The 20,669-nt window shown below is 65.0% G+C and carries 17 protein-coding genes; 8 read left to right on the top strand and 9 right to left on the bottom strand.

Annotated elements, in window-relative coordinates; all coding sequences use genetic code 11:
- Window positions 1-65 precede the first annotated feature (65 nt).
- Together KPL76_RS04060 and KPL76_RS04055 are read left to right on the top strand one after the other, a co-directional pair.
- The gene (locus tag KPL76_RS04060) at window positions 66-923 is read left to right on the top strand and encodes an alpha/beta hydrolase (protein WP_216335236.1); all 858 of its coding nucleotides are present in this window, start codon (window positions 66-68) and stop codon (window positions 921-923) included.
- Between the two features lie 246 nt (window positions 924-1,169).
- Window positions 1,170-2,219, top strand: a complete 1,050-nt coding sequence (locus KPL76_RS04055) for a biotin/lipoate A/B protein ligase family protein (RefSeq protein ID WP_216335235.1) — start codon at window positions 1,170-1,172, stop codon at window positions 2,217-2,219.
- 210 nt (window positions 2,220-2,429) lie between these two features.
- Here KPL76_RS04055 and KPL76_RS04050 read toward each other — a convergent pair whose 3' ends face one another.
- A complete protein-coding gene (locus KPL76_RS04050; RefSeq protein WP_216335234.1) occupies window positions 2,430-2,717 on the bottom strand; it encodes a GNAT family N-acetyltransferase in 288 nt (95 codons plus the stop codon).
- Window positions 2,718-2,787: 70 nt separating this feature from the next.
- Here KPL76_RS04050 and KPL76_RS04045 point away from each other — a divergent pair, with 70 nt between their 5' ends.
- Window positions 2,788-3,717 carry a site-specific DNA-methyltransferase gene (locus KPL76_RS04045; protein WP_216335233.1) on the top strand — a complete coding sequence of 310 codons (930 nt, stop codon included), beginning with the start codon at window positions 2,788-2,790 and terminating at the stop codon, window positions 3,715-3,717.
- A gap of 247 nt (window positions 3,718-3,964) precedes the next feature.
- On the opposite strand, the gene KPL76_RS04040 is transcribed toward KPL76_RS04045, so the two are convergent.
- A complete protein-coding gene (locus KPL76_RS04040; RefSeq protein WP_216336034.1) occupies window positions 3,965-5,728 on the bottom strand; it encodes an MDR family MFS transporter in 1,764 nt (587 codons plus the stop codon).
- Between the two features lie 253 nt (window positions 5,729-5,981).
- Here KPL76_RS04040 and KPL76_RS04035 point away from each other — a divergent pair, with 253 nt between their 5' ends.
- On the top strand, window positions 5,982-6,866 hold the full coding sequence (locus KPL76_RS04035; RefSeq protein ID WP_216335232.1) for an IPT/TIG domain-containing protein: 885 nt from the start codon (window positions 5,982-5,984) through the stop codon (window positions 6,864-6,866).
- Window positions 6,867-6,955: 89 nt separating this feature from the next.
- A complete protein-coding gene (locus KPL76_RS04030; protein ID WP_216335231.1) occupies window positions 6,956-7,942 on the top strand; it encodes a M15 family metallopeptidase in 987 nt (328 codons plus the stop codon).
- A 155-nt stretch (window positions 7,943-8,097) separates the two neighbouring features.
- Here KPL76_RS04030 and pgm read toward each other — a convergent pair whose 3' ends face one another.
- From pgm to KPL76_RS04015, 3 genes are all read right to left on the bottom strand, one after another.
- Window positions 8,098-9,723 carry a phosphoglucomutase (alpha-D-glucose-1,6-bisphosphate-dependent) gene (gene pgm / locus KPL76_RS04025; RefSeq protein ID WP_216335230.1) on the bottom strand — a complete coding sequence of 542 codons (1,626 nt, stop codon included), beginning with the start codon at window positions 9,721-9,723 and terminating at the stop codon, window positions 8,098-8,100.
- A gap of 151 nt (window positions 9,724-9,874) precedes the next feature.
- On the bottom strand, window positions 9,875-10,927 hold the full coding sequence (locus tag KPL76_RS04020) for an Ig-like domain-containing protein (RefSeq protein ID WP_216335229.1): 1,053 nt from the start codon (window positions 10,925-10,927) through the stop codon (window positions 9,875-9,877).
- A gap of 168 nt (window positions 10,928-11,095) precedes the next feature.
- Window positions 11,096-12,628 (bottom strand): Ig-like domain-containing protein, encoded by a 1,533-nt coding sequence (locus KPL76_RS04015; protein ID WP_216335228.1) that lies wholly within the window; start codon window positions 12,626-12,628, stop codon window positions 11,096-11,098.
- 229 nt (window positions 12,629-12,857) lie between these two features.
- Here KPL76_RS04015 and pheA point away from each other — a divergent pair, with 229 nt between their 5' ends.
- Window positions 12,858-13,820 carry a prephenate dehydratase gene (pheA, locus tag KPL76_RS04010; RefSeq protein WP_216335227.1) on the top strand — a complete coding sequence of 321 codons (963 nt, stop codon included), beginning with the start codon at window positions 12,858-12,860 and terminating at the stop codon, window positions 13,818-13,820.
- 14 nt (window positions 13,821-13,834) lie between these two features.
- On the opposite strand, the gene KPL76_RS04005 is transcribed toward pheA, so the two are convergent.
- Complete coding sequence (locus KPL76_RS04005) at window positions 13,835-14,782, bottom strand: diacylglycerol kinase family protein (RefSeq protein WP_253202160.1); 948 nt, start codon at window positions 14,780-14,782, stop codon at window positions 13,835-13,837.
- 585 nt (window positions 14,783-15,367) lie between these two features.
- Here KPL76_RS04005 and serS point away from each other — a divergent pair.
- Complete coding sequence (gene serS, locus KPL76_RS04000; protein WP_216335226.1) at window positions 15,368-16,645, top strand: serine--tRNA ligase; 1,278 nt, start codon at window positions 15,368-15,370, stop codon at window positions 16,643-16,645.
- 77 nt (window positions 16,646-16,722) lie between these two features.
- Complete coding sequence (locus KPL76_RS03995; protein ID WP_216336024.1) at window positions 16,723-17,571, top strand: HAD family hydrolase; 849 nt, start codon at window positions 16,723-16,725, stop codon at window positions 17,569-17,571.
- Between the two features lie 132 nt (window positions 17,572-17,703).
- Here KPL76_RS03995 and KPL76_RS03990 read toward each other — a convergent pair whose 3' ends face one another.
- The 3 genes from KPL76_RS03990 to KPL76_RS03980 are packed head-to-tail and all read right to left on the bottom strand — an operon-like array spanning window position 17,704 to window position 20,622.
- Window positions 17,704-18,729: a hypothetical protein gene (locus KPL76_RS03990; RefSeq protein WP_216335225.1), complete on the bottom strand. Its 1,026-nt coding sequence runs from the start codon at window positions 18,727-18,729 to the stop codon at window positions 17,704-17,706.
- Complete coding sequence (locus KPL76_RS03985; protein WP_216335224.1) at window positions 18,722-19,936, bottom strand: sensor histidine kinase; 1,215 nt, start codon at window positions 19,934-19,936, stop codon at window positions 18,722-18,724. The genes KPL76_RS03990 and KPL76_RS03985 overlap by 8 nt, the downstream gene beginning before the upstream one ends.
- Window positions 19,933-20,622, bottom strand: coding sequence for a response regulator transcription factor (locus tag KPL76_RS03980; protein ID WP_216335223.1), 690 nt, complete (start codon window positions 20,620-20,622; stop codon window positions 19,933-19,935). Before KPL76_RS03980 ends, KPL76_RS03985 begins: the two co-directional genes overlap by 4 nt.
- Between the last annotated feature and the right edge of the window lie 47 nt (window positions 20,623-20,669).

The following is a 20,669-nucleotide window of genomic DNA, read 5'->3' as shown; positions in this document are numbered from 1 at the left end:
CCTTCCGGTAATGAGAAAACGTCAGCATACATCATTCGGGTTCAGGCAGGGTGCAGAATGAGCATGTGCCAACCTTCAACGACGAACACGGCGTCACCATCACGTACTACGAATGGCTGATCGCGAACCCTCGCGCGATCATCCAGATCTCACACGGCCTCGGCGAGTACGCCGAGCGCTACGACCAGGTCGCGCGCGAGCTTAATGCGGCCGGCTACTCGGTCTACGCCAACGACCACCGCGGTCACGGCCAGACCGGTCTCGACCAGTACGGTGGCGACCACACCCGGCTCGGCCACCTCGGAGCCGGGGGCCTGCGTGCCACGATCGCGGGCATCCGGCAGTTCACCGAGATCATCAGGGCGAAGCACCCCGGCATGCCGATCGTGCTGCTGGCCCAGAGCTGGGGCTCGCTCATGGTGCAGAAGCTCCTCAACGCCTCGTCTGCCGGGTACGCGGGTGCTGTTCTGGTGGGTACGGCCTACCGGATGCCCGGCTCGATGGATGGCGGAGACCTCAGCCGACGCCACCGCCCACCCGGCGGCGGGGGCACCGGTTACGAATGGCTGAGCCGCGACGTGGCCGTACAGACGAAAGCCGCTGCAGACGATCTCATGTTCGAGGCGAAGGTTCTCAAGCTGTTCGGGCTGGCAGACGGGTTACGACTCTTTGGCCGCCCGGCCAAGAGCTTTGCCACCGACATCCCGATCCTCATCCTGGCCGGCACCGACGACATCCTCGGTGGAGAGCGCAGTGTGCAGAAGCTGGCTGATGCGTACCGCAAGGCCCAGTTGCACGACGTGACCGTGAAGCTGTATCCGGATGCCCGGCACGAGGTCCTGCGCGAGACGAACCGCGACGAGGTGATCGGCGACCTGATCGCGTGGCTCGACCAGCGCCTGGTGGTGCCGACCACCCGCTGACCCCCGCTGGCAAGGCGCGGCGCCCCCAGCCAGCTCGACTTTGGGCGGAGATGTCGCGTTCCCCGTGCGCATTTGCGGCGGAGTATCGGATCTCCGCCCGAACTTGCGTGCCGCTGTTTGCCGTACAGCGCCCCGACCGTGAGTTCGAGTCGTCCAGCGTGCGGGCGCGCGCGACAGCCTGCGCTGGCGGGGCTGTGCTTCGACGGGAGCAGCGTGGGCGCGACCCACGGTTGTTAGGCTGAACAGGTGCATGGAGAATACAAAGTCCCTGGTGGCAAGCTCGTCGTGGTCGACCTCGAGGTCATCGACGGGGTGTTCGCCGACTTCCGACTGGCCGGCGACTTCTTCCTCGAGCCCGACAGCGCGCTCGGTGACATCAACGACGCCGTGAACGGGCTCTCGGCCGAGAGTGATGCAGCGTCGATCGCGGCCGCGATCAAGGCTGCACTGCCGAAGGATGCCACGCTGCTCGGGTTCTCGCCAGAAGGCGTTGCGGTCGCGATTCGGCGTTCGCTTGCCAAGGCGACGAGTTGGCGAGACTACGACTGGCAGATCATCCACTCGAAGGCAGTGCCTCCCGTCATGCAGATGGCGCTCGATGAGGTGCTGGCTGTCGAAGTGGGGGAGGGCCGCCGCGCTCCCACGCTTCGCATCTGGGAGTGGGATTCACCGGCCGTCGTGATCGGCAGCTTCCAGTCGCTCAAGAACGAGGTCGACCCCGAGAACGCCGCCAAGTACGGCTTCGACGTGGTTCGTCGGGTCAGCGGTGGCGGGGCCATGTTCATGGAGGCCGGGTCGGTCGTGACGTACTCGATCTACGCGCCGGCCGACCTGGTGCAGGGCCTCAGCTTCGCCGACTCCTACGCTTTTCTCGACGAGTGGGTGCTCGTCGCCCTGAAGTCGCTCGGTATCGACGCGAGTTACGTTCCCTTGAATGACATCTCCAGTCCGACCGGCAAGATCGGCGGTGCGGCCCAGAAGCGGCTCGGCAACGGTGCTGTGCTGCACCACGTGACAATGAGCTACGACATCGACGGCGAGAAGATGGTGCAGGTGCTGCGCATTGGCCGCGAGAAGATGAGCGACAAGGGCACGAAGTCGGCCGCCAAACGCGTCGACCCGCTGCGCAGCCAGACCGGGCTCAGCCGTGCCGAGATCATCGACCGTATGAAGGCGACGTTCACCTCGCTCTACGGCGCGACGCCCGGAGACATCACCGATGACGAGTACGCCAAGGCGCAGCAGCTCGTCGACGAGAAGTTCAGCACGAGGGAGTGGATCGAGCGCGTTCCGTGATGGCTGCCGCCGCTGGTTGAGTAGCTCGCGCCCCAGGCGCGTGCGTGTCGAAGCGCGTGTCTGCAAAGACGCTCTCCGACGAATATCGCAGGTGGCGGGCCGGGCGGCCGCTCAAGCAACCGTGCCGAAGGCTTGACCTCGCCTCGCGCGGCCCGGGCGTGGGATCGCGGGTCGCGGGTCGCGCCAGGACCCGCTCGCTGAGGGCCATTCTCAGCCGCGCTCGACCAGCTCGTGGTACTCGGGGTGGGTGTCGATCCAGTCGGCAACGAACGGGCACTGCGCGACAACCTTCAGTCCGGTTGACGTTCGAACATCATCCAGAGCGGCCTTGACGAGCGTGCCGCCGAGGCCTCCCTGGCGCTTGGCCGGGTCGACCTCGGTGTGCGTGAAGACGATCTCGCTGCCCTGGATGCGGTAGTCGGCGAGGCCGGCCTCCCGGTCATCCACCAGCAGCATGTAACGGTTCTTGTCGGGCTCGTGCTTTGTTTCGGTACTCATGATCTGATCGAGGGTACGCCCTGCGCCTGAGCGGTGCCACCGATTGACGCGCTGCTGTCACAATGAGAACATGCCCGCTTCGCCGCTCTCCCCGCACGAACAGCGCGAGCAGGTGACGCCGACAGGCAGCCCTCAGACTCCGGATGATCGCCTCGACGAGACGCCGTCGAAGCCCAGCCGCGTGCTCCACGCCGACAACCTCGAGGTGCTGTCTGCCCTCGCCGGCTCCTCTTTCACGCTGATCTACCTCGACCCGCCCTTCAACACCGGGCGCGTGCAGCGGCGGCAGGGCACGACCGCCGTTCGGGCATCCGCCGGCACCGGCACCATCACGGGTTTCAAGGGCAACAGCTACGAGCGGATCAAGGGTGACCTGCTGCGGTATGACGACGTCTTCGAGAACTACTGGGAGTTCCTCGAACCACGTCTGCTCGAGGCCTGGCGCCTGCTCGCCGACGACGGCACGCTCTACCTGCACCTCGACTACCGCGAGGCGCACTACGCGAAGGTATTGCTCGACGCGCTGTTCGGCCGCGAGAGTTTTCTGAACGAGATCATCTGGGCGTACGACTACGGCGCGAAGTCGAAGTCGAAGTGGCCGACGAAGCACGACACGATCCTGGTCTACGTCAAGAACCCTGACGCCTACTACTTCAACTCAGAGGAGGTCGACCGGGAGCCATACATGGCTCCTGGCCTCGTCTCGGCGGAGAAGGTCGCGCGCGGCAAGCTGCCGACCGACGTGTGGTGGCACACCATCGTGTCACCCACCGGCAAGGAGAAGACGGGTTACCCCACCCAGAAGCCCGAAGGCGTTCTGCGGCGCATCGTGCAGGCGTCGACCCGTAGGGGCGACTGGGTGCTCGACTTCTTCGCCGGCAGCGGCACAACCGGGGCAGTCGCGGCGTCTCTCGGGCGCAACTTCGTGCTCATCGACCAGAACCCCGAGGCCATCGCCGTCATGCGCAAGCGCCTCCCCGCGACCACCGTCTTCGAGTAACCTGCGCCCTGCTTCCGTCCCGGCCTCTGAACTTCACGGGGTGCGCGCAAGCGTCCCGAAAGACTGAGGCTTGGGGACGTTTCCGCGCACTGGGGGACGAGCGTGAGTTTCGAGTGTGTGAGGCGATCGCTGCCGACAACCCCGAGCATCCATTCGGCGGGCACGTGCACCGCGCGGGTGCGCAAAAACGTCCCCAAAACGTGAGTCTTGGGGACGTTTTCGCGCACCTGAAGTGGCGCGTCAGAGGTCAGCCGTGGCGCGGTGCGTCTGGGCCTGCGGCTCCGGCGGGGGCCGCGACCGAGTCGAACTGCTCGCTCGAGGTGCCGGGTTCGATCATGGCACCGGTGAGGTTGGCCGCAGCGAGGGCTTCAGCCGCCAGCACGTCGTCACGGGCATCCAAATCGCTTGCCTCCTGCATGGCCGACTTCGCACGAAGCGGGGGAGCCTTGAGGAAGAGGGCGAGCACGAAGGCCACCAGAATGACGGCGAGCGTGATCCAGAAGACCGAGGCGATCGCGTACGAGAAACCGCTGAGGAACGGGTACGCGAGGCGCGGGTCGATGACGCTCAGGAAGGCCGTGTCACCGTTCAGCGCAGAGCCGATGGCGGCGACATCCTGGTTCTGGATCCAGCCGAGCACCTGTGCGTTCGCCGGGTTGCCCGTCACGGCCGGGTCGGTGGCAGCTGCGGCGATGCCCTGCTGCGTCGACGTCCAGCTGAACGCGTCGGCGACGGTCGTGGGCAGCCGTGTGAAGATGAACGAGAAGACGACCGCGGTGCCCAGCGTTCCACCGATCTGCCGGAAGAAGGTCGACGCGCTCGTCGCCACACCGATGTCACGCGGGCCGACCGAGTTCTGCGACGCGATGGTGAGCGTCTGCATCATCTGGCCGAGGCCCAGGCCGATGAGGAACATCGCGATCATGACGAAGTACAGGGGCTTGTCGACGGTGAGATACGTCATCAGGTAGAAACCGACGGCCATGAACGCGGTGCCCATGACCGGGAACTTCTTGTACCGGCCGGTTCGGGCGATCATCTGCCCGCTGACGATCGACGAGATCATGAGCCCGAGGATCATCGGCAGCATGAGGAAGCCCGATTCGGTGGGCGTGCGGCCCTGAACGATCTGCAGGTACAGCGGAATCGTCATCATGGCACCGAACATGCCGAACCCGACGAGAACGCCGAGCACTGTCGCCATCGAGAAGGTGGATGACCTGAAGAGCTTCAGCGGAATGAGTGCATCGTCGCCCATCCGGCGCTCGGCGAAGATGAACGCGGCGATGCCGACGGCCGAGAGTACATAACAGAGCCACGCCCCAGCAGAACCCCAACCCCACTCACGGCCCTGTTCAGCCACGAGGAGCAGCGGAACGAGTGCCAGCACGACCATGGCCGCACCCCACCAGTCGATGCGAACGGTGCGCTTGGTGTGCGGCAGGTGCAGGAACTTGAGCACGACGGCGAGGGCGACGATGCCGATGGGGAGGTTGATCAGGAAGACCCAGCGCCACCCGGTGATGCCGAGGATCTCATTCGAGCCGGCCAGCAGGCCGCCCAGCAGCGGGCCGATGACGCTGGCGATGCCGAAGGTGGCCAGAAAGTAGCCCTGGTACTTTGCGCGCTCGCGCGGGGCGAGCATGTCACCCATGATCGCGAGGGGCAGGGCCATCAGGCCACCGGCACCGAGACCCTGGATGCCACGGAACACCGCGAGCTCGTACATAGACGTCGAGATGCCGGCCAGCAGCGAGCCCACGAGGAAGATCGTGATGGCGATGATGAACAGCGGCCGACGGCCGAAGATGTCCGAGAGCTTGCCGTAGATCGGCGTTGAGATCGTCGACATGATGAGGTACGCGGTCGTCACCCACGCCTGCAGGCTCAGGCCGTGCAAGTCGTCGGAAATCGTACGCATCGAGGTGCCGACAATGGTCTGGTCGAGGGCGGCAAGGAACATGCCTGCCATCAAGGCGAAGATGATGACCATGATCTGCCGGTGCGACATGACGCCGCCGGCGTCTTTGATCGATTGGGCCCGGGCTTTGCCGGAGGTACTGGCGCGAGACATGAAATTCCTCTGAAAGGGAGTGCGTGAGTGCGGGAGGGTGCTGCCGAAAAAAGTTTGCGTAGACTGCAAAGTTACACCCCGCGAAAGGCACGTGCAACTCAGATCTCTGTGGACCCGCGCGCGTGATTCTCTGTGTTCCCCCTTTCGGGGCACACATGTAATTCATAGATGCGAATGATGTTCTGGATGGATGCCTTCTCGTCGCGCTCTTCTCCTCTTTGCCGGTGGCGCCAGCCTGACCGCGATCGTCGGCGGCGTTGCCCTGCGCGCAACCGCCGAAGACGCAAACGTCCCAGCAACACCGAGCCCTTCACCGACGCCGGTCCCCGAAGTGACCAGGGCGAGTGTCGCCTCCGGTTCGCTGCTCGGTGGCACGGCCCTTGCGCTCACGGGCACGGGCCTCGGCAAGACCGTCTCGGTGCTCATCGGCGGGGTGCCGGCGGAATCCTTCTCGGTGACTGACGACCAGACGATCAGCGTGGTGACGCCGGCTGCTGCCGACTACCAGCCGGCAACCGTCTCGATCACGCTCGGCCAGTCTGACGGCACGACCCGAGCCGCCGCCCCGCAGTTCAGCTATCAGGCGATCAGCACTGTCGACCGTCAACTCCAGTACGCCTTCACCTACTGGCAGAACTACAACCTCGCCGAGTGGGGCAGGTTTCCCGACAACGACTGCGGCAATATTGTGAATCAGACCCTGCTCGCCCGCGGCTGGGAGCAGAACGATGACTGGTACAGCGACTACGCGACGACAGGCGACTACAGCTACAGCTGGATCCGTGGCAACGAGATGGACGACTATCTCGCCTCCCGGCCAGACACCACCCGACTCGAACTGAGCGACCGGGCCAAGGTGAAGGTCGGCGATGTCGTCATGTTCGACTGGGATCCCCAGAACGGAAACGGCGTCGACCACACGATGCTCGTCTCCAAGGTGCTCACCAATGCCGATGGCAGCACCTCGATCAAGCTGGTCGGGCACACCCTCGATGCACAGTTCCGAGACCTCGACGAAGCCATCACCGTGAGCAATCCGGGGGGCACCGCGCACTTCTTCAGCATCGCTGACTGAGAGTAAATGATTGCGATCGCCTGCCGATCGAAAGGAGCCAGACTTTCCTAGCTGGCTAGTGGCACAGGCGCCCGCTTTACACTTGGCGAGTGGCAACCGACAACCCGCAGACTCCGGATGATCACGCCCCCGCTCCCCGGCGGCGCGACGCCCGCTCTCCGAGCCGTTCCACCGAACGCCCCGGCTCGCCAGAAACCCGGCGAACCGTGGTCAGGCGCCGCGTCATCGCCGTCTCGACCATCGTGATCGTCTTGTCGTTGTTCGTCGGCGGCACTGTCGCAGCCGTGCTCATCGCCGCCCCGCGCATCCTGCCACCCGCCGCGAACGTCGCGGGTACAACATCGGCCGTCCCGTCACCCAGTTCGACGCCCGAACTTCCCATGCCTGCAGTCTCGCCCGTCCCGACGCCTTCGTCACCCTCGCCCCCGTTCACGCCGCCCCCACCAGCAGGCTTCGACAAGACACAGCTGTCGATCGACGACCCGAACAGCTATTGGTTCGTTGTGAACAAGCTGCGCCCGATTCCCGATGCCGAGAACTTCGTTCCGAACGAGCTCAGCGATATTCCATCGGACATCCCCAACCCGAATGGCTACCAGCTTCGGCTGACGCCACTGGCGGCGCTGGCCGCAATGTTCGTCGCCGACAAGAATGAGGTCGGCACCCAGCTCGTGGCGCAGAGCGGATACCGGGACTACAGCGTGCAGGTGAAGGCGTACCAGTACTACGTCGGTATCGACGGGGTTGCCGGCGCAGACAAGACGAGCGCCCGCCCGGGCTTCAGCGAGCACCAGACCGGCCTCGCCATGGATATTCTCGACACGACCAGCGGCTGCACCACCGACTTCGACTGCTTCGGCAAGACAGCCTCAGGCAAATGGCTGGCGGCCAACGCCTACCGCTTCGGCTACATTCTGCGGTACCCCGCCGACAAGACGGCCATCACGGGTTACGAGTACGAACCCTGGCACTTCCGTTACGTCGGAACCGAGCTCTCCACCGAGATGCACAACACCGGGGTTGAGACGCTCGAAGAGTTCTTCGGCCTCCCCGCCGCTCCCGACTACGCCGGCTGACCCTCACAGCAGCAAACCTACCTTTGCCGCCGGCGGTGAGTCTGTTGAAGTGAGACTGATGTACCCGACTCACTGCGGCGCAGGCGCCTCAATTCGCGCGTAGAGCGCGGGGGCGCGAGTGGCCGAGGCCACCGTAGCCGCTGCCTCAGCCGCGGCTAGGCGCCAAGAGCGCCGTCCACGATCAGCTTGGCCTCGGCCTGCACCTGCTTCAGATGGTCGGCCCCGAGGAACGATTCGGCGTAGATCTTGTAGACGTCTTCGGTACCCGAGGGCCTTGCTGCGAACCAGGCGTGCTCGGTGGTGACTTTCACGCCGCCCACTGCCGCGTCGTTGCCCGGTGCGCGCGAGAGTTTCGCCGTGATCGGCTCTCCAGCGAGCTGTGTCGCCGGAATCGCATCGCCGTCGAGCTTCGCCAGCTCGGCCTTCTGTGCCTTCGTCGCGGCAGCATCGATGCGCTCGTAGACCGGGTCGCCGAACTTCTCGACCAGTTCGGCGTAGTGCTGGGACGGCGTCTTGCCCGTCACCGCGAGAATCTCCGACGCGAGCAGAGCGAGAATGATGCCGTCTTTGTCGGTCGTCCACACGCTGCCATCGAACCGCAGGAACGACGCCCCAGCCGACTCCTCGCCGCCGAATGCGACGCTTCCGTCGATCAGCCCGGGAACGAACCACTTGAATCCGACCGGCACCTCCCACAGGGTACGGCCGAGTGAGGTTGCAACCCGGTCGATCATGGAGCTCGAGACGAGCGTCTTGCCGATCGCCGCATCCGCGCGCCACTCGGTGCGATGGGTGTAGAGGTACTGGATCGCCACAGCGAGATAGTGGTTCGGGTTCATGATGCCGGCGTCGGGCGTGACAATGCCGTGACGGTCGGCATCGGCGTCGTTGCCCGTCGAGATGTCGTAGGCGTCTTTGTTCGCGACGAGCGACGCCATCGCGTAGGGCGAAGAGCAGTCCATACGGATCTTGCCGTCCCAGTCAAGCGTCATGAACGCCCACTGCGGGTCGACCGCGGTGTTGACCACGTCGATGTTGAGCCCGTAGCGCTCGCCGATCAGCTCCCAGTACTCGACGCTGGCGCCGCCGAGCGGGTCTGCGCCGATGTGGATGCCCGACTCGGCGATCTTCGTGAGGTCGATCACCCTCGACAGGTCGCTCACGTAGTTTTCGCGGAAGTCGTAGGTGTCGCTCGGAATCGCCTCTCCGCGCTTCACATCGACCAGGCCTTCGGCGATGATCTCGTTGGCCCGATTCGCGATCCAGCCGGTCGCGTCGGAGTCGGCGGGGCCACCATGCGGCGGGTTGTACTTGAAACCGCCGTCGCGGGGAGGATTGTGGCTCGGCGTGATCACGATGCCGTCGGCCTGGTCGAAGTGGCCGGCCTCGGCGTGGTTGTAACGCAGGATCGCGTGCGAGACAGCAGGCGTGGGAGTCCATGAGCCACGCGAGTCGGTCCAGACGGTGACACCGTTGGCATTCAGCACTTCAAGCGCCGTGTCTTCTGCCGGCTTCGACAGCCCATGAGTGTCTCTGCCGATGAAGAGAGGCCCGCTGATGCCCTGCAGCGCCCGGTACTCCACGATCGCCTGCGTGATCGCCAGGATGTGCGTCTCGTTGAAGGCCGTGTCGAGCGACGAGCCGCGGTGCCCGCTCGTGCCGAAGATCACCTTCTGCTCCGGGTTCGTCACGTCTGGCGTCAGCTCGTAGTACGCGCTCACCAGAGCGTTGATGTCGACCAGGTCTTCGGGGAGGGCTCGCAGCCCGGCGCGCTCATTCATGGCACCAGTCTGGCATCTCCGCCCACCCGCGGCGAGGACTTGCGCCCTGCGCTGACAAAGTTAACCTTCACTCCGGGTTGTGCAGGAGGAGCCCTGCGCATTTGCCCGACCGTCGGCGCCTATCGACCGAGAACGGCCACACGGAGCGGGGTCACGATGTGACGTGGATGACCGTCGACACCACGTTGCTGTGGGCGCCGGATGCTCCACCGAGGCGGTAGCGAAAGGTCACGTCCCCGGTGAAACCAGGTTCGGGCGTGAATGTCAGGGCACCGTCGGCGCGAACGTCCAGGGTGCCGTGCGCGGGAGGAAAGCCGGACTCGATAGACCAGCCGTCTCGCCCGAACGGGAGGGAGTCGTTCGCCATGACGCCATGCCGGGCATCCAGCGTCAGTGTGGTGTCGGGCGCGACCGTGAATTCGTCGGCGACTGCTGTTGCCGGCGCCACCACGTTGATGCTGATTGGAGTTGAATCGCTTCGATCCCGTCGGCTATCTGTGGTGAACAGGTAAAACGTCTCGGTGCCAGTAAAGGCAGCGTCAAGACTGCGATAGGCGAGCTTGCCATCCGAGAGCGGCACGATTTCGCCGTGGCTCGCGGAAGATTCGGCGCCCAGACGTGTTCCCGCAGGCGCGAGGCAGGTCACGCCGTCGAGTGGTGTTGTGATGCCGGCACCGGACTGCGCGGGCATGAGTTCCTTTAGACCGGTGCATGCCGGGCCTGCCGGTACGACGTCGACGTGCTCAGTGGTGCTCGGGCCACCAGCGAGGGTTGCCGTGACCAGGTTCTCGTTCGAGTAGACGGTGAAATGTAGCGAGAGCGAGACGATGTCGCCTTCGCTCAAGTACGGAATGTTGTACCAGATGAGCCGGTGGGCCAGAGATCCGGTGAGGTCTCCGTGGCGGATCCATTCGCGCGGAGCGGATGACTCGGAGACCGACTCCATTCCGTCGATCACGAGGGTGAGTGCCGCCGTGCCGGCTTTGGTGGCGCGGAGTGTGACCCCGTAGGTGACGCTGTCGCCTGCGACGCTTGTGCGCCCGGGGCTGATGAAGCTGGTGATCACCGATTCGCCGACGATCGTCGCGGGTGGTGCATCGTCAGCCCGGGCTGCCGTCGCGCCGCCGAGAGCAAGGCTCGATGTGACGCCGACCGTGGCCAGGGCTCCGATGAGTGCGCGTGCCACCCGATTTCGACTGCGCATCCGCGGTGTAGTGACTCTTCGACCTGTGATTCTCAACATATTCATGGCACATCCCTTTGCGCTCATGGAACAGGCCCCCATCGAGCCTTCAACTAAGAGACTCGACAGGGGCCAATCCATTACGCGACTTCAGAAACTGCGCATGAGGAGAGGACGTGTTCGCCGTCGTTACGGGGTCACGTGCATCGTCACCGTGACCACGCCACTGTGCGAGCCGTTACGGCCGCCGAGGCGATAGCGGAAGGTGTCGTCACCTGTGAAGCCGGCTTTCGGCGTGTACGTCAGCGAACCGTCGGCACGGATGTCGAGCGATCCGTTGGCCGGAGGGTTGCCCGCCTCCACGTACCAACCGTCAGGGCCCGCGGCAAACTGGTCGTTCGCCACGACTCCGTGTGCAGCATCCAGCGTCAAGGTCTGACCCGCCGTCACAGTGAACGTGTCGGCGAGTGCAGTTGCCGGCGGAATGACGTTGATGTCGATGAACGTGGGCTCAGCACTCTGGCCGTTGTCGTTGACGGCCCAGACGGCCGTGCGGGCCTTGCCGGTGAACTTCGGGTCGTCGGCTTTGAATACCAGAGAGGCTCCTCCGACGATCGTTATCACGCCATGGGTGTCAGAATGCGGGCGCGTCTCGAGGTGCGTGCCGGCCGGAACATGGCAATTGACATCGTAGAGAGTCGTCTGCTCGCCGCCCACCGGAACAACTGCCCCGGTTGCGGGCACATCACACGCAGGAGCATCGGGTCGCAGATCGACGGCGGCGTGGGTCTTCGACTGCGAGTTCACGTCGGCGTCGATCGCGACGTTCTCGGTGCCAGTCGCCGTGAAGTGGAGCGAGAGCGACTTGATCTCGCCGGCGTTCATGTAGGGAACGAGGTACTTGACGACCGTCGGGTTACCCGTTCCGATGCGCACCCACGAATCGGGTACCACTGCCTCTGTCAGATCTTTGACCCCTTGAGTGTTGAGCGTGACCACCGCTGAACCGGACTGTGTAGCGGTCAGAGTGACGCCGTAGGTGACGTCGCTGCCTGCTGGGAGTGCGGTGAGACTCCTACCCGGGCTGACGAAGCTGATGGCGTTCATTGCGCCAGCGGGCTGCAGGTCTGCCTCGGGGTCGCTACCGGTTAGGAAGTGCTTTGACTGGCCAATATAGGTGCCGTCGCTCTTGGCCCAGAGCACAGAGGGTTCGCGTACGAGACCGGTCCCTGCGTCGTACCTGTAGTAGGCGGTTGCGACGTAGTGGGGAAAATTGAACGTCGCGACGAAACACAATCCACCGGTGTACCCACCGCAGTCAGCAGTGTCGTCTTCGGTCCAACTGATGACGTCGCCCCGATACGAGTACAGGCCGAGTTGGTTGACGGTGGCGCCTACCTTCCCGGTATTCGGGGCGCCGGCGCTGCTGCGGTCACACACCATCGAGCCGTTGTCTGCAGTGATGCAATTGAAGCCGGAGCTGCTCTGCGGGAACATGCGGGGGGCACTGAGAGGGTTGAACGAACTGAAATCCCTGTTGTCTGCGTAGTACGTAGCATCCCAACCGAACGTCACCCCACCGGTCTTGCCACCACCAAAGGGATGGTAGTCGCAGCCGTCTTCTGGTCGAAGTCCTCCGGCATCGCCCCGCTTGCACGCGAGCGGCTGGTGGACTTTGAACCCGCCCTTGTGGTCGGACGCGGAGGCCGACGTGGCCCCCATAGTGGCCACAAGCCCTGCAGTCAAAAGCAAGGCCATGAGCGGCCCCGCAACCTTCTTTGATACTCGCACTGACGTCTTCCTTTGCATTTGGCACCGCACTCGGTGAAGGAACCTTCGAATCGTGTAATCACGTGTTCCTATGAAGAGAGAGTCGGCTGGTCGGTTTCCCTTACGCGGGTTGGCAGAATTCCCAGAAAATCTCTCACTGGTCTCGCAGTAGGCTCGGGGCATGCCAGCCGTACCTCCGAAACCCAACGACGCACCGCGCACCTACAGCTACCTCGGTCCCTCCGGCACATTCACCGAAGCAGCCCTCGCGCAGGTGCCGGAGGCCGCGGGCCAGACCTGGCGCAGCGTCAACAATGTGGGCGAGGCTCTCGACGACGTCGTCTCGGGCCACAGTGTGGCCGCGATGATCGCGATCGAGAACTCGGTGGAGGGCGGCGTGAGTGCCACGCAAGACGCGCTGGCGAGCATCCCGAACCTGCGCATCATCGGCGAGTACCTCGTGAAGGTGCAGTTCGCGCTGGTGGCCCGCCCCGGCATCGAGCTCGAAGACGTGCACGTGGTGAACGCGCATCCGGTGGCGTATGCGCAGTGCCGCAACTGGCTCGAGGCGAATCTGCCGACGCACGGGCACATCCCGTCGACGTCGAACGTTGCCAGTGCGCTCAACCTGTTCGACAGCGACCTGGCCGACGCCGCCATCGCCCCGGCGCGCATCGTCGAGCACCACGAACTGCAGATCCTGGCCGACAACATCGGCGACAACCAGAACGCCGTGACGCGATTCGTGCTCGTCAGCCGCAGCACTGCCCTGCCTGCACCGACGGGCGCCGACAAGACGAGCATCATCGCCGAGCTGCCGGATGATCGCTCGGGCGCCCTGCTCGAACTGCTCGAGCAGTTCTCCACCCGCGGGGTGAACCTGAGCCTGCTGCAGTCACGCCCGATCGGTGACGCCCTCGGTCGCTACCGCTTCGTGATCGATGCCGATGGGCACGTTCTCGATGAACGCGTTGCCGACGCACTGCTGGGCCTTCGCCGGTTCAGCCCGAACCTGATCTTCCTCGGGTCGTATCCGCGTGCCGATCACGCGCCGGTGGAGTATGTCGACCGCTACGACGACGAGGTCTTCATCGAGGCGCGGGACTGGTTGCGCGGGCTGGTGAGTGGCGAGCCCGACGCGTAGCTGCCCAACCGACGTCAGACGCGCACGCGCAGGGCGGCAGGCTCGATCCACATCTCGAGGCCGTCGGCCAGGCCGAACTCGTCGCCGTCGAGCTGGATCTCCTGTGGCTCCTCGAGCCTGAGCCTCAGGTCGAGGCCCTTCCGGTAGACAACGTCGTTGCCCTTCGGCGTGAGCTCGAGCAGCCGGCGCCCGGCGGCCGACTTCAGCAGCACGCCGTTCTCGAACGTCAGCTTGTTCCAGACCCGTACCCAGCCGAACAACCCGTGGGGCCGCAGGGCGATGAAGTCGAGCACTCCGTCGTCGAGCTTGGCGTCGGGAATGAGCTCGATGCCGCCCGGCAGTAGCCCGCAGTTGCCCGCCATCACCGAGTGTGCGCTCACGCTCCGCCACTTCTCGTTGTCGATGCTGACCTTCATCTTGATCGGCCGCAGCTGGGGGAGCGCCCGCATCGTGCCGTCGATGTACGCGAGCCAGCCGAAGGTCTTCTTCAATTTGTCGTTCGTGTTCGCGATCATCTTGGCGTCGATGCCGAGGCCGGCGATCACCAGGAACACGTGCGTCGACTCGGCCGCATCCACTCGGTGCACCGTGATGAGCCCGAGGTCGATCGATCGGTCGTAGCCCGTGAACATCAGCCCGACAGCGGTCTCGAAGTCGAGCGTCAGGTCGAGGTTTCGCGCGAGGAGATTGCCCGTGCCCGAGGCGAGCAGGGCCATCGGCACACCGGTTGCCCGCAGCGACTCGGCGACGGCGCGAACGGTTCCGTCGCCCCCGGCCGCGAGCACCACACTCGCGCCTTCTGCCAGAGCTGCCCGCGTCTGCCCCTGGCCCGCATCTTCGACGCTGGTCTCATACCAGAGGGTCTCGCCCCACCCTGCCGCGGCCTCGTGTGACGCCACCGACTTCTTCAGCCGGTCGCCGTCGACTTTGGTGGGGTTGTAGACCACAGCGGCGCGCTTCACAGCGGCAGTCGCTCCGGTCGGTTGCTCAGCATTGGCCACAACCCTAAACGTAGGGCATCGCCGCCGCTGCACGCATCGGGGGCCTCTCGGTAGCTCCGGCAGCAGCCTGCTCGCCGCGCAGCCCACCCCCGCCCGCCCCGCTCGCCGCGCAGCCCACCCCCGCCCACCCCGCTCGCCGCGCAGCCCACCCCCGCCCGCCTCGTCCACCCACTTCGCTCGGACCACAGTCAGCATCTCCGGGGGTGCGCCATCCACCGAATCGTCCACACGCCAGTCGACGTGCAGAGTGCACGCGGCAGGCCGCTCTGACGAATGTGTGTACGCCCAGACCCAACAGCCTCCTCGCAGGGCGTCACCCACCCCCGCCCTCACCGACGGCCAGGCCATTACACCCGGTCCCAACCCCGACTCGGGGCAGCGCGCTCGCCACGGAATCGTCCACACGCCGCACGACGTGCACAGTGCACGCGGCACGCAGCTCTGACTATCCGGGCGCGCCCCGTCTCGGCGGCCGCCCCGACCCAGAGATCCAACTGCCCCACCCGCCCCATCCCGGCCCGGGGTGCAAGCCCTAGGATTGCTTAGGTGATCGATCCAGTACTTCTGCGCGAGAATCCCGAGGCCATCAAGCAGTCGCAAGCAGCCAGGGGTGACTCCGTCGAACTCGTCGACCAGGCCCTCGCCGCCGACGTCGAGCGGCGCGCGTCCATCACCGACTTCGAGAACCTGCGCGCCTCGCAGAACACCTTCGGCAAGCGCGTCGCCAAGGCCGCTCCCGACGAGAAGAAGGCCCTCGTGGCCGAAGCCCAGTCGCTGGCCGCTGAGGTCAAGGCTGCGGGCCAGCGGGCGACGGATGCTGAGCAGCAGTTCCTCGCCCTCGTCGGCTCCATCGCCAATCCCATCCTCCCGGGGGTGCCCTCGGGAGGCGAAGAGAACTTCATCACGCTCCGCGAGGTCGGAACGCGCCCCACGTTCGACTTCGAACCCCGCGACCATGTCGAGCTCGGCGAGCTGATTGGCGCTTTCGACTTGCAGCGAGGCGCCAAGGTCAGCGGCGCACGCTTCTACTTCCTCACCGGCATCGGCGCCCGCCTCGAGCTCGCTCTCATGAACCTGGCCCTGCAGAAGGCGCTCGACTCGGGCTTCACCCCCATGATCACCCCCACCCTCGTGCGCCCCGAGATCATGCGCGGCACCGGTTTCCTCGGCGAGCATGCCGACGAGATCTACTACCTGCCCGCCGATGACCTCTACCTCACCGGCACCAGTGAGGTGGCGCTCGCCGGGTACCACTCCGATGAGATCCTCGACCTGAGCGAGGGCCCCTACCGCTACGCCGGCTGGTCGACCTGCTACCGCCGCGAGGCGGGGTCGGGCGGTAAAGATACGCGGGGCATCCTGCGCGTTCACCAGTTCAACAAGCTCGAGATGTTCTCGTATGTGCTGCCCGAAGAGGCCGAGGCTGAGCACCTGAAACTGCTCAGCTACCAGGAAGACCTTCTGACCTCGCTCGGGCTCAACTACCGCGTCATCGACGTCGCTGCCGGTGACCTCGGCTCGAGTGCCGCGCGCAAATACGATATCGAAGCCTGGGTGCCCACGCAGGACACGTTCCGCGAACTCACCTCGACCTCGAACTGCACCACGTACCAGGCACGGCGACTGGATGCCCGGTACCGCACCGAATCGGGCAGGACCGCACCCGTGTCGACCCTCAACGGCACCCTCGCCACCACCCGGTGGATCGTCGCTATCCTTGAAACGCACCAGCGCGCCGACGGATCGGTGCTCGTGCCGGAGCCGCTGCGGCCGTACCTCGGTGGCCTCGAGGTCGTCGAGCCGCTGAACGGGCGCCGGCCGTGAGTGTCGAAACGTCAGGCGCCAGCGCCAGCGCGGGCGACGTCGGTGCGTTGCCCGGGGAATTGCCGGCAGGCGCAGAGATTCCCGCCGATGCGCTTGTTGACGCGCCGGCGAGAGCCGGGCATCCGGTCGACCGCTGGCTCGTCACGCTCGACATCGACGGCACGATCCTGCACGAAGACGGCTCGATCACCGACGCCGTGATCGACCAGGTCGCCCGCCTCACCGGCCTCGGCCATGAGGTCATGCTCGCCACCGGCCGCTCCGTCGCCGCGACCCTGCCGGTGCTCGACCTGCTCGATATCACGCCGACGTATGTCGTGTGCTCGAACGGTGCCATCACGCTGCAACGCGACCCGGATGCTCCGCTCGGCTATCGGCGCGAGATCGTCGAGACCTTCAACCCGGCCGCGGTGCTCACGCAGATCCGGGCACACCTGGCCCAGGCTCACTATGCCGTCGAAGATGAAGAGGGCTACTTTCGCTACACCGGCGAGTTTCCGAGTGACTCGATGGGCGTCGGCGGCGAGCAGGTCGCGTTCGAAGATCTCCTGTCGATCGACGCCACGCGCGTTGTCGTCATCTCGCCCGGTCACGACATGGAGGACTTCCTCGCGATCGTCGAGACCATGGGCTTGCACCGCGTCTCGTACTCGGTCGGGTGGACGGCGTGGCTCGACATCGCTCCCGACGGCGTCAACAAGTCGACCGGGCTTGAACGCGTGCGGCAGCTGCTGGGCATCCCGTCGTCGCGGCTGTTCGCGGTGGGCGATGGGCGCAACGACATCGAGATGTTCGAGTGGGCCGGTGCGGATGGCCGGGCTGTCGCCATGGGCCAGGCTCCCGATGACGTGAAGGCGGCGGCCACCGAGGTGACGACGTCGGTGCACGCCGACGGGCTCGCGCTCGCGCTCGCGACCCTGGTCTAACCCGAATGCTCCCGACCGGAAACTCGTGTGGCAGATCCTCTGTCAGAGGGTCAGAGGGTCAGAGGGTCGCAGTGGAGCTCGCGCCAAAGATCCGACCTCGGCGTGCTTCTGGCAGGGCGGCGGGAAAGCGTCTTAGCCCATGCGTGTGTGGATCACTTGGGTCGACCGATGGAGGTCACCATCGACCTCAGTGACGGCTGACAACCTGATAGTGCCAGGCGCTTCAGATGAAAGTCGCAGTGTCGCTGAGCCGCGGTCGACGGCGTCGAGAATTGTCGCCATCGTTGCAGCCAGGCGGGTTTTGATGTCAAGGTGAAGTTGAACTAGTCCAACGTCGTCGAAGAACAGCACGTCGACTCCCCGCGCACGCGCGGCTCGTATGGCCACCGTCGCGGGCTCGACGAGGAAGTTGGCGCCACTTACTCGGTCCCTCAGTTCACCCTCAAGGGCGCGGAGACGGGACCGGAAATCGGCGCTGAGGAAAAGGTCTGACGCGAGGATGGTCAGGGGTTCGCGAACGAGGGCGTCTAGTTCGACGACGCGGTCGCGGCGTTCCTCGGCGGTGGCAATCTCGGCTGCACTTGATGCGGCTCGCTTGTGTTCCGTCTCCGAGTAAGCGTGGAGTCGGCCCATGAGTGTTCGAAGGCCTACAGCGAAGAGGCTGCCGAAGACGAGGATAGCAACGGCAGCCTGCATCATGATCAGCCCGTCGAGGGGGTTTCGACCAGCTCTGACCGCCCACAAGATATTCACTGCGGTCACGGCTGCGAATCCGACCCAGGCCATGGCGATGCGTCCTCTGACGGCGAGGGCTAGAAGCACCAGCGTGCCAGACAGGACGTACCAGGCGGTCCACCCGGGCAGGCCGTCCGGACGCAAGTTCAGGGTGATGAGGTAGGCGACGACGGCCGGCGCGGCGGCGATGAGGGCTGACCGGCCTCGTGCAAGCGGGTAGGTTCCCGCGGCGAGTACCAACACTGCTGAAGCGAGCGCAAGGACGAGCGCTAATAGGCCTTGCCAAGTACGCATCGGGTCTCCGCCCGCAGTGTACGCGAGAGCCAGTACTGTCGCGGAATAGGCGACGAAGAGAACGGATGAACCGATGCTCGGCAGCTTGAGGAGGGCCGGCACGTCAAAGCTCGGCTGAGATTCAGTCACGCGAATTCCATTCCAGCGAGACAATTGTTCCCTCTCCCGGGCGTGACAATATGCTGGCTCGCCCTCCAGGAAGGAGAGTCACGCGTTGAGTGATGCTGACTCTGAGACCGAGGCGGCTCTCGGGCACGCTTGCGAGATCAAAGCCTGCTCCGTCGTCGAGAATCACAATGCGAGCTCCGGCTGCGTAGAGATCGACGCGAACCGCTCGGTTGACATCGGACCCACCAGCGTGGCGGAGGCTGTTTCGTAGAGCCTCCGCCGCGGCTTCGGAGAGTGTCTCAGCCACGTCGACCGAAATCATGTGGGCCGCCGGGGCCAGCGCGTACTCGAATAAGGCGAACGGCGCCATCTGCGTTGTCGTTGCCTGCAGCCTCCAGGCGAAGTCGAGCGGAGACACGGCTATGGCCATTGGAGGTGCCGCGTACCGCGCTATCGCTGTGAGGCTGTTCAGGGCCGAGACAGAGATCGTTGGTCGAAAGTCGTCGGATTCATCGCGAGATGCGAGTAGGAGGGTGGCAAGCACATGGTCGTGAACAAGAGAGGAGGCGTGCACGCGCTGTCTGAGCCGTGCATCCCGCACGGCGCGTTCCGTCATCTCCATGCGGGCCTGGTGAGCGAGGTGGTCGAGTGTGCGTGCGGTAGAGAGGCTCACGAGCACGAGGGCAGTGAAGACTGCCTGCACAAGGAGGGCGACAAGGGCATCTTGAGTCGCAACCAGGGCAATGTCGGTCGAGTGGGCGAGGATGCGGTCCCCCGCGACCAGTACTGCGGTGATGCCGCAATATGCCCAAGCCAGTTGCATGCTGAAGGCGAGCGCTGCGGCGATCGCGGCGATCGGTGTGATCCCGAGCATCCATGGGGCGTTTGCTTCTGGAGGCAATGTGCCAGTGCGCGTGCCAAGGGTGAGGGTAAGTAGGGCCGCGAGGTAAGTGATGGCAATTGCACCGGCGAGGGCTCGAAGGGTTCGTCTTGACGCAACCCGACTTGCGACTGCCAAGGCAAGGGGAAGGGCTACGGCGGCCGAAATCGCCACAACGGACCACCAAAGGTGAAAGTCGGCGAGCTGGGCGACGATGTTCTCGCTGATGGAACCGAAGGCGATGAGGGCTCCGATGCCCAAGGTGAAAGATGTAAGACGGCGCATGCGCGTTTCGGCCTCGTGCGCTGCTGCAGGTGCGGCTTCGATCGTTGCCTTTTGTGCGCTCATTCGCTGGGAGAGCGAAGTAGGCCGTCTTCGAGTGCGCGCTTGTAGAGGTCGACTTTATTGTGAGCGGGTCGGCCGACGCGCGCGTACTTTGCGCGGATTCGGCGAACATAGTCCTCGACGGTTCCGGGAGCGATGCCGAGCTCACTTGAGACGATTTGCGTCTTCAGACCGTCGGCGAATAATGCGAGCACTCGGCTTTCCTGGTCGCTCAGGCCTGCGTCCTTCACCTCAGGGTCGGAGCTGAGAGCAGACGCTAGGTCGGCCGAAGGGGCGACGAACCCGGTGGCCGCGGCCTCCAGTGCATCAACCAGTGTGTCTAGCGGGGCCGACTTGCGCACCAGGCCGAGCAGTGGGGTCTTTGCGGCGGCCCTGATGAGCTGCGGATGCTCGGCCGAAGTGTACGCAAGCACTTCGGCGCCAGCATCTCGAAGGCGGCCGACGTTGTTCACGGGGGATGATCCGTCGGCCAGGCGCAGGTCCAAAACAACGAGGTCGGGGGCAAGATCGAGTGTGAGGAGGGCAGGCACTGTGGGCGCGTCGCCGACTAGTTGAAGTGAGGGGTGGTCGGCCAGGATCGCGGCGAGGGCGGCCGAAACGAAGGCGTGGTCGTCGACCACCGCCACCTTGGTCACAGTTCCCCGTTGGAGCATCACGTCCCAGGCCTCCCCCAGCGCATAGTGATACATCTACTGAGGCCATTGTGGCGCATAATCGGGCGGTTGATTCGCGATGA

Origin of the sequence: Subtercola sp. PAMC28395 (assembly GCF_018889995.1) — a bacterium.
Taxonomy (GTDB): domain Bacteria; phylum Actinomycetota; class Actinomycetes; order Actinomycetales; family Microbacteriaceae; genus Subtercola.
The sequence above is the reverse complement of the archived record's forward strand: the minus strand, read 5'-3'. Positions and strand labels throughout refer to the sequence as shown.